We start from the raw sequence: 9,065 nt of genomic DNA on the forward strand, positions 1-9,065 counted from the left end.
ACCGGCAGGTAACGGAACCCGGTGCCCGGGAACGGGGCGGGACCGCCAACAGGAGAACCAAATGAACGACTTCGCCGTCGCGCGGGGGTCTTTGGGCATGCGAGCCCGCAAGCCGTCGCGTCTTGTTCCTTTCGCTCTCACCGCCGCGCTGGCCGCGGCGCCGCTTGCGGTATCGGCCGAAGGCACCGTGACGCTGGGCCGGACGCTGGACGCCGACCGCTATGATCCGCACCGCAGTTCCGCCCTAGCAGCTGCCGAGGTGCTGCAGATGATCGGCGACACGCTGGTGACGCTGAGCCCCGACCAGAAGACCGTCCTGCCGGAACTGGCGGCAAGCTGGGACGTGTCCGAGGATGGCCTGACCTATACCTTCCACCTGAAGGACGGCGTGACCTTCTGCGACGGCAAGCCCTTCACCGCGAATGACGTTGTGGGCACGATGGACCGCTGGCTGAAGCCGGACGCGCCCCATGTCAGCACCTGGCGCGCGGGCGAAGTCGACAGCGTGACCGCGGCCGACGACCTTACGGTCGTCTACAAACTGAAGGTACCGTCGTCGAACCTGCTGTACCAGATGGCCAATTTCAACTTCATCATGATCGACCCCGACCAGGCCGCGGCCCTGGGCGACGATTTCGGCGTCACCGGCTTCAACGGCACCGGGCCCTTCTGCCTGGACAGCTGGAAGCCCCGGGACGAGGTCGTGCTGACGAAGCATGACGGATACAACTGGGGTGCGCCGGAACTGGGCAATGCCGGACCCGCTTACGTCGACAAGGTGATCTGGAAGATCGTGCCGGAGGCCGCGACGCTGGTCGCCACGATCCCCGCGGGCGAGGTCGACGCGTCCTATACTGTGCCGAAATGGGCCATCGCCCAGTTCGAGGCCGACCCGACCGTGCAGATCCTGACGCCGGAATCGTCCTATCGGACCAGCTATATCGGCTTCAAGACGTCGCGCCCGTTCATGGACGATATCCGGGTGCGCGAAGCCGTGGCTCATGCCATCGACCAGGAGGCCCAGGCCGAGGCGCTGTATTTCGGGCTGGCCCAGCCGACCGAGTCCTACTTCGCCAAGAACGTGTTGGACTATCCGGCGGACACCGATACCTCGGCCTTCACCTATGACCCGGAAAAGACCAAGGAACTCTTGACCGAGGCGGGGTTCACCATGGGCGCCGACGGGATCTGGGAAAAGGACGGCCAGCCGCTGAAGCTGACCTACTATGGCTTCAACGAGGCGCTGTCGCTCGATATCGGGCAGGCGGTGCAGGGCGACCTGGCCAAGGTCGGTATCGCGCTGGACGTCGAGAACTACGATTCCACCGCGATCTGGGGCAAGCTGCGGGAGGAGACATATGACCTCTACGAGATGTCCTATCCCTATGTCTCGGCCGGCGATGCGCTGAACCTCTACTTCAACTCGGCCTCGATCCCGTCACCCAACCGGATGATGTGGAACGACCCGGAAACGGACAAGCTGATGGCTGCCGGCAACGCGGCGATCACGCCGGAAGACCGCGCCGCGGCCTTCGAGGAACTGACGCGCCACGTACACGAAGCCGTGCTGTGGAAGCCCACGGTCGAGGAAACGCCGATCGTGATCGCGGGTCCCCGGCTGGAGGCCTTCGTGCCCGCCGGCCTGTCGGGCGCCGTCTTCGACAGCGGCCTGAACCTGAAGCTGAAGTGACACGACCCGGGACCGGGCAGCGCGCCCGGTCCCGGTTTCCACGACTAGAGGTAAAGACATGGCCGGACGCCTGGCCCATCGCCTTCTGATATCGCTTTTCGTCCTTCTGGGCGTTCTTCTTGTCGGCTTCCTGATGCTTCAGGTGATGCCGGCAGATCCCGCCGCGGCCATCGCCGGTGCCCAGGGCACCGAGGCCGAGATCGAGGCGATCCGCCGCCACCTGGGCCTGGACAAGCCGGTCATGGTGCAGTTCGCCCTTTATCTGTCCCGTGTGGTGCAGGGGGATCTTGGGCAGTCGATCATCAACTCCGCCTCTGTATTCGAACAGATCATCGGTGCCGCCGGCCCAACGCTGGAACTGATGTGTGCCGCGATGATCTGGTCCTTGCCACTGGGCCTGTGCCTGGGCATCGTGGCCGCCCTGCGGCGCGGTGGCATGCTGGACAGGGTGGTCATGGCCGTTTCGGTCATGGGCGTGTCCATTCCCGTCTTCTGGGTGGGTCTTCTGCTGGTGCAGTTCGCGGCCAAGACCCGGGCCTTTCCGATCCAGGGCCGCGCCGGTCCGATCTTCACGCCCGACGGCTTTCCCCACGTGATCCTGCCGGCCACCGCGCTTGGGCTGATCCTGCTGGGGCCGGTCGCGCGGATGACCCGCACGACATTGTCCGAGGCGCTGAATGCCGACCATGTCCGCACCGCGCGGGCCAAGGGGGCAGGGCCCGTGCGCGTGGTGCTGGGCCATGCGCTGCGCACCGCGCTTTTGCCGATCATCACGCTGGTGGGCCTTCAGGTCGGATCGCTGATGGGCGGGGCCGTGGTGACGGAAACCATCTTTTCCTGGCCCGGCGTCGGCCGGCTGGCCGTCAACGCGATCACCACCGGCGACTATCCGATGGCGCAAGGGGCGATCCTGTTCCTGGCCACCGCCTTCATTCTTGTGAACGTGGCCGTCGACGTCCTGTCGGAACTGGCCGACCCGCGGCTTCGGGGGCGATGATGAGCGATATGTCCATGACCGAGGTGGCCGCCGGGTCCGCCGGCCGCACCTGGCGCCGCATGCGCGCCAACCCGACCATGCTGATCGCCGTGACGGTCCTGCTGGCAGTGCTGTTGTTCGCCCTGATCGGCCCCATGATCAGCCCCTATGACCCCTACGAGACCGCGCTGCGCATGCGGCTGAAGCCGCCCAGCGCCGCCCATTGGCTGGGCACGGATTCGCAAGGCAGGGATCTGGCCACGCGGCTGATGTACGGCGCCCGGACGACTCTGATGCTGGGGCTGGCGGGCGTGACTTTTGCCGCCCTCGTCGGCGGGACCATCGGCCTTCTGGCCGCGTTTTACAGCCGGCTCGACAATCCGTTGATGCGGCTGGTGGACGTGATGCTGTCCTTCCCGTCGATCCTCTTTGGCCTGTCGCTGGCGGCGATGATGGGCCCGGGCCTCGACAGTCTGATCCTGGCCATCGGCCTGTCGATCATGCCAGGTATCGCCCGGATATCGCGCGGGGCCGCGCTGTCGGTCATGGCGCAGGACTATATCGACGGCGGCCGCGTGATCGGCCTGCCGGACCGGACCTTGATGAGCCGCTATCTGCTGGCCAATGCCTATGCCCCGATCCTGACCTATACGACGCTGGCCTTCGGCGACGCCGTGCTGTTGGCCGCCGCGCTGGGGTTCCTTGGGCTGGGTCTGCAACCGCCCACGGCGGAGCTGGGCTCCATCGCCGCGGAAGGCCGGTCCTTCCTCTTCATCGCGCCGCACGTGTCCTTCGCCGCCTCGGCGCTGATCTTCCTGATCGTGCTGCCGGTGAACATGCTGGGCGATGCCCTGCGCGATGCCGCCGACCGGAGGGCCTCATGAAGCACATGCCCCAGGACACGATGCTGACCACCGACATCACCCGACCCGACCCGCTGCTTGTCGCGCAGGGGCTGACGGTCACCTTCGCGACCGACCAGGGCCCGCTGCGCGCGCTGGATGCCGTCGACCTGACCCTTGCCCCTGGCGAAACGCTGGCCGTCGTCGGCGAAAGCGGATCCGGCAAGTCCGTCCTGTCGCTGGCCCTGATGGGCCTGCTGCCTGGCACAGCGCGGATCGAGGCGGACAGCCTGACCTTCGAAGGCCGCGACCTGACCGCCATCACCGAACGCGACTTTCGTGCGCTGCGGGGCACGGGCATGTCGATGATCTTCCAGGAACCGGCCACGGCCCTGAACCCGGTCCGCCGCATCGGCGACCAGATCGTCGAGGCGATCCGCCTGCACGAGGACATCCCCGTCCGGAAGGCCCGCACCCGCGCCATCGAGGCGCTGGCCGCCACTGGCATCCCGGCGCCCGCCGAACGGGCGGAGGCGTTCCCGCACCAATTGTCGGGCGGCATGCGCCAGCGCGCGCTGATCGCCATGGCGCTGGTCCATCGCCCGCGGCTGCTGATCGCCGACGAACCGACCACGGCGCTGGACGTGACCGTGCAGGCCCAGATCCTGGACCTGATCCGGGACCTTGCGCGGGAGACGGGTACGGCCACGCTCTTCATCACCCACGACATGGGCGTGGTGGCGGAAATGGCCGACCGGGTGGCCGTGCTCTATGCCGGACGTCTTGTGGAAACCGCGCCGTCGGCGGCGCTCTTTTCCAGTCCCGAACATCCCTACACGGTGGGGCTGCTGGGGTCGATGCCGCAGATGAACGCCCGTGGCGAACCCATGCTGCCGATCCAAGGCACCGTCCCGGACCCGCGGGTCATGCCGCCGGGCTGCCATTTTCACCCGCGCTGCCCCTTTGCAGCCGGTGCCTGCTTGACGGACCGGCCGGCCTTGCGCCAAGTCCGCCCCGGCCAGATGTCGGCCTGCCACAACGCGCCCCTGATCGAAACGCTTGGAGGTGCCACATGACCGCCCCGCTGCTCGAACTTCGCGGCATCCGCAAAGAATTCAACCTGGCCCGGGGCTTCTTTGCCAGCAAGCGCATCCTGACGGCGCTGGACGGCATCGACCTGGCGGTCGGGCAGGGCGAAACGCTGGCGCTGGTCGGCGAATCCGGCTGCGGCAAGTCCACCCTGGGCCGGATCGTGGCCGGCCTTTTGCCCGCCACCGTCGGCACGATCCTGTTCGACGGCGACCAGCCCGGCCGGGGCAAGGCCCGCGCGCGGCAGATCCAGATCGTCATGCAGGATCCCTTCGGCGCGCTGAACCCGAAGATGAGCGTGGGCGAGCTGATTGCCGAACCCGCGCTGCTGCATGGCCTCGCCACTCGTCGCACGGCGCCCGCGCGTGTCGCGGAACTGTTGCGCCTTGTCGGTCTGCCCGAAGGCGTGGCCCAGCGCTACCCGCACGCGCTGTCGGGCGGACAGCGCCAGCGCGTGGCCATCGCCCGCGCCCTTGCGACCGATCCGAAGCTGATCGTCGCGGACGAAGCCGTGTCGGCCCTCGATGTATCGGTCCAGGCCCAGATCGCGAACCTGCTGAAGGAAATCCAGGCGCGGACCGGCGTCAGTCTTCTGTTCATCTCGCACGGTCTGTCGCTGGTTCACCACATCTCGGACCGGGTGGCGGTCATGTATCTGGGCCGCATTGTCGAGGAAGGCCCGGCCGCGGATCTTTTTGCCCGTCCGCGCCATCCCTATACCCGCGCGCTGATCTCGGCCACGCCGGAACCGGTGCCGGGCGCCGCCCCCGACCGCCTGGCCCTGACGGGCGAGGTGCCAAGCCCCCTGGCGCTGCCCACCGGCTGTCGGTTCCGCACCCGCTGCCCCCATGCCACGAAACTCTGCGCCGAGGTCGACCCGCCGCTGACGGGCGAAGGCCCGGTGCGCGTCGCCTGCCACCTGGCCGACTCGTTGCCCACCTACCATGTGCAGAAACCCCGGCCGGCCGCGCGCCTGCAGTCGGCCATCGACCTCTACCGCGCAGCCGCTGCCGCACAGACTGCCGCCTGACACCACCCGGAGCCCCCAATGTCAGAGACCATCGCCCTCAAGGCCCGTCCCATCCCGCTGGAACATCTGCCCGAAGGTGCCGCCCAGCCCCAGTTGCCCGACCAAGCCCGTATCAGCGCTGTGGCCATCACCGGCCCCGACGGCGCGCCCCTGGCCTGGGCTGTCCTGCGTCAGCGCCGGACGGCCGAGGTCATCCATGTCACGGGCTGGTCCGCCCCCGCCGACATGGGCGAAGCCCTGGCCCGTGGCGTGGTAGACGAAGCCACGCGCCGCGACGCCGCCCTTCTGCGCGCCACGCCCGACCAGTCCGCGGCGATTTCCGCGCTCAAGATGGAAGACACGGGCCGCAACTATGCGCAGCGCTGGCTGATCGCTCCGATCCCGCTGGTCCATCCGGTGGCGCAGTACAACCAGTCGACCGGCTTTACCTGCGGACCGGTCGCGCTTCTTTCTGCCCTGGCGCCAGAGGTCAGCCGCCACGATGAAATCGCGCTCTGGCGCGAGGCGACCTCGGTCGTCAGCCTGAACGGCCCCGGTGGATGCGATCCCTACGGCATGTTGCTGGCGGCGACGAAGCGCGGGCTGACGGCGGAACTTTTCTTCGATGCCCCGGGCCCGATCCTGCTGGACCGCGTGACGTCGGAAGAAAAGCGCGACCTGGTGACCTTCGTGCAGAAGGAGTTCAAGGAACAGGTGGCGGAACAGGGCCTGAAGGTCACGGCCGGTCACCTGCCGCTGGCGGACCTGACGGCGGCCGTCGAAGGCGGGGCCATGGCGATCTTGCTGATCGACCAGATCCTGACCCACGACCACCACGCGCCGCACTGGATCCTGGTCCACGCTGCGCGGGACGGGCTGTTTCTGGTCAACGATCCATGGCTGGAACCCCGCGACCTAGAAACTCTTGCCGATGTCGACTGCATCCCGATCCGGGGCGAGGTCCTCTATCGCATGGGGGCCTGGGGCGATCCGGCCCGACACGCGGTCCTGATCCTGCGCTGATCCCGCGCGCGCCCGGCACCATCCCGGGCGCAGCACAGGCCCGCCCGCATCTGCACTCTTTGTCGGGGAATGGTGGGCGATGATGGGCCAGCCTTCGCGCAGGTATCAGTCGAACCGACTGTCGCTCCGGCGGCGCCCCAAACTACCGCTGCAGCTAATAGCTCAGCAGGCTCAGCTCACCTGTACGTGGGCGGGATCTGCCTCCAGTTTCCCTTGTCCATCGACGAAGCAGACCTTCTGAAGCTGATCCGTGGTGCGGGGCAGGCGGCGGGGTTCCTTCTTTGCCAACAAAGCAACAGAAGCGCCCAGTTTCCAATCGAATGTGAACCAATCTGTTTAGTATTTCCGGAGTTGGTTCGATTCCGTTTGAGGTTTCCATTGTGGGGATCTACGGGTCGCTCATCGTCTCGCCAGCAATGGGCCACGTCCCGCCTGCAAAGGCGCATTAGAACCAGAGATGGCATTTTCAGATGGCTTTAAGAGTATTCAAGTGTCGTGATTGCGGCCACAGGATGAGGCTTCGACGCGACCATTGCGGCAAGTGCTTCGCGCCGAAACCGCCCTACCAAACCCGCGCCTTCTTCACGTTGGTCAGTCTCGGGTCGCTGGTCGCACTGGCCGGTTTGGCGGTTGTTGCTCTGTAACAGCTCGTCCTACTCTCGGCTCTCGGCTCTCGGCTCTCGGCTCTCGGCTCTCGGCTCTCGGCTCTCGGCTCTCGGGCTGAGCGAAATCGCTCGAGTAGCGGGCGAAAATCGTCTGGCCGATGGACCAGACGCCCCGGCGCCTGCCAGCGTCGGGGTGCCATTTCCGCCGTTCGACCTGCACCAGCTTTTCCGCACCGTGGCCCGTCGAACCGGCTGTTCGTCTCACACCCGGGATCGCAGGCGGTCGCAGCGTCTGGTGTGCAGGAAATAGTCCTGATCGTTGCACTCGCAGCATGAAATGGGCGGAGCGACGGCTGTGCGCAGGAAGTGGACATGCAGCAGGGCGTGCTGCGGCTCCAAAGCGAACATTGGTCTGAACTATGGAGCCCGTCCTCTGTATCCTCCGAAGCGGACATTTGTGGACGTCTGTAGCTTTCACCTCTTGATCGGAGATCGGCTGGCCTGGCAGGGAGCCGGCACAGTTTTTTCGAGCCAGCACCCTGCCGAACAGCTTCCCCTCAAGGCCAATAGGTAACTTCAGCTTGAGGCCCTATTGCTTTGGAAGTGTCTCCTGGTCGGCTTGCGTCAGTACCTGGATGTGTCCCGAGATCGCAGTCCCCGGTGCTGCGCAGGAGTTCTCAAGTCCAGTGGCACGGTTTTGAGGGCACGCCGTATGAGTTGTGTGGAGGCCGATATAGGCATTTCCATCCAAGATTTCCTGGATCACGAAGGCGGCCGTCAAACCTCTCTCTTGGCCGACCATTGGCGCATCCATCTTCCAGTCGGTGACTTCCAGCCTGAGGCCGCGTTCCGTGGCCGAGATCGTGCCGGGCAGTTGCTGGACAAAGAACTGAGGACCTCCCTGGGGGTAGTTGTGAAAGTGGATCGGACCGAGGGCGCCATTTGGACCCGCATGCGCAAGCTCGTCAGGTGCGAGGCCGTCCACGTCAACGCGAAGATACCGGAGGATGCCCGTGGCCGGTTCAATCTCGATCATTGCCTGGCCGCTTGCGGCAAGCGAGGACCCCCAATGCGCGGCAATTTCGTGATCGCTCGAAAGGTGCGAGTTCGCATGCACAATTTCGGCGGCGAGCAGATGAGGTGCGAAGACTGAAAGTGCAGGTATCGCGAGAACTCGAAGAACAGACTGATGGCTTTTCATGATCAGCTCCTGGGGTAGCCTGTGTGGCCTCACATCCTGATCTTGAAATGTTTAAGAAATCGTCTTTGCCACAGTATGACGGCCGTGACCCACACCCCTTAGATGTCAGCGGGTGAGGCTTCGTCCAGCCTGATGCACCATAGGCACGGCGAGGAGCAGATAGTGTGTTTGTCAGGTCGGAATTGGCTGAAGGAAGAGGCCTGAAGATCGAGGGCATTTCAGTTGGCCGACCACGCCGCACTGGACACGCGCCTGGGCCTGGGCGATTGGGCTCGGCCCTCATACGAAGGGGCCTGAGTCCGCAGCATCGGCTTCAGATATCAACAGCTGACGTCGAGCGGCCCCCCGGCCTGTGCCATGCGCCGCCCGGACAGTTGAGCGTCTTCGCCCGGCAGACCCCGGCCCGAAGCCGACCTTGGCCAGGATCACCGTTGCCGCAGCGCGGCTTCCCCATACCTGATGGAGTGGATGGCTCCTGCTCCATCGGCGTCGCAATGCGCCATAGTACAGATGTCATTGTCTGCTGCGAGAGGAGCCATCCGCATGAAGGTTACAACAGTCGGCCTGGATCTGGCCAAGAATGTCTTTCAGGTTCACGGGATCACCCATGAAGGCCATGTCGTCTTCAAC

Annotated in this window: 7 protein-coding genes; 6 read left to right on the top strand and 1 reads right to left on the bottom strand. The window is 65.7% G+C overall.

Translation table 11 applies throughout. The features are described 5' to 3' along the window. The first annotated feature begins 61 nt into the window (after positions 1-61). Genes FQK05_RS15690 through FQK05_RS15715 form a run of 6 tightly spaced genes read left to right on the top strand, consistent with a single transcriptional unit; the run spans position 62 to position 6,629 of the window. The gene (locus tag FQK05_RS15690) at positions 62-1,690 is read left to right on the top strand and encodes an ABC transporter substrate-binding protein (protein ID WP_199252683.1); all 1,629 of its coding nucleotides are present in this window, start codon (positions 62-64) and stop codon (positions 1,688-1,690) included. A gap of 58 nt (positions 1,691-1,748) precedes the next feature. Continuing rightward, entirely contained in the window at positions 1,749-2,687 is a 939-nt protein-coding gene (locus tag FQK05_RS15695; RefSeq protein ID WP_158968467.1) for an ABC transporter permease, read from the top strand. Beyond that, positions 2,687-3,550 carry an ABC transporter permease gene (locus FQK05_RS15700; protein WP_158968469.1) on the top strand — a complete coding sequence of 288 codons (864 nt, stop codon included), beginning with the start codon at positions 2,687-2,689 and terminating at the stop codon, positions 3,548-3,550. The genes FQK05_RS15695 and FQK05_RS15700 overlap by 1 nt, the downstream gene beginning before the upstream one ends. After that, entirely contained in the window at positions 3,547-4,584 is a 1,038-nt protein-coding gene (locus FQK05_RS15705) for an ABC transporter ATP-binding protein (RefSeq protein ID WP_199252684.1), read from the top strand. Before FQK05_RS15700 ends, FQK05_RS15705 begins: the two co-directional genes overlap by 4 nt. After that, positions 4,581-5,627: an ABC transporter ATP-binding protein gene (locus FQK05_RS15710; RefSeq protein ID WP_158968471.1), complete on the top strand. Its 1,047-nt coding sequence runs from the start codon at positions 4,581-4,583 to the stop codon at positions 5,625-5,627. Before FQK05_RS15705 ends, FQK05_RS15710 begins: the two co-directional genes overlap by 4 nt. A gap of 18 nt (positions 5,628-5,645) precedes the next feature. Then, the gene (locus FQK05_RS15715; RefSeq protein ID WP_158968473.1) at positions 5,646-6,629 is read left to right on the top strand and encodes a peptidase C39 family protein; all 984 of its coding nucleotides are present in this window, start codon (positions 5,646-5,648) and stop codon (positions 6,627-6,629) included. A 1,194-nt stretch (positions 6,630-7,823) separates the two neighbouring features. Here the strand turns inward: FQK05_RS15715 and FQK05_RS15725 are convergent. Beyond that, positions 7,824-8,435 carry a CHRD domain-containing protein gene (locus tag FQK05_RS15725; protein ID WP_158968475.1) on the bottom strand — a complete coding sequence of 204 codons (612 nt, stop codon included), beginning with the start codon at positions 8,433-8,435 and terminating at the stop codon, positions 7,824-7,826. Positions 8,436-9,065: the final 630 nt, after the last annotated feature.

It is taken from the genome of Chachezhania sediminis, from assembly GCF_009765275.1.
Classification (GTDB): domain Bacteria; phylum Pseudomonadota; class Alphaproteobacteria; order Rhodobacterales; family Rhodobacteraceae; genus Chachezhania; species Chachezhania sediminis.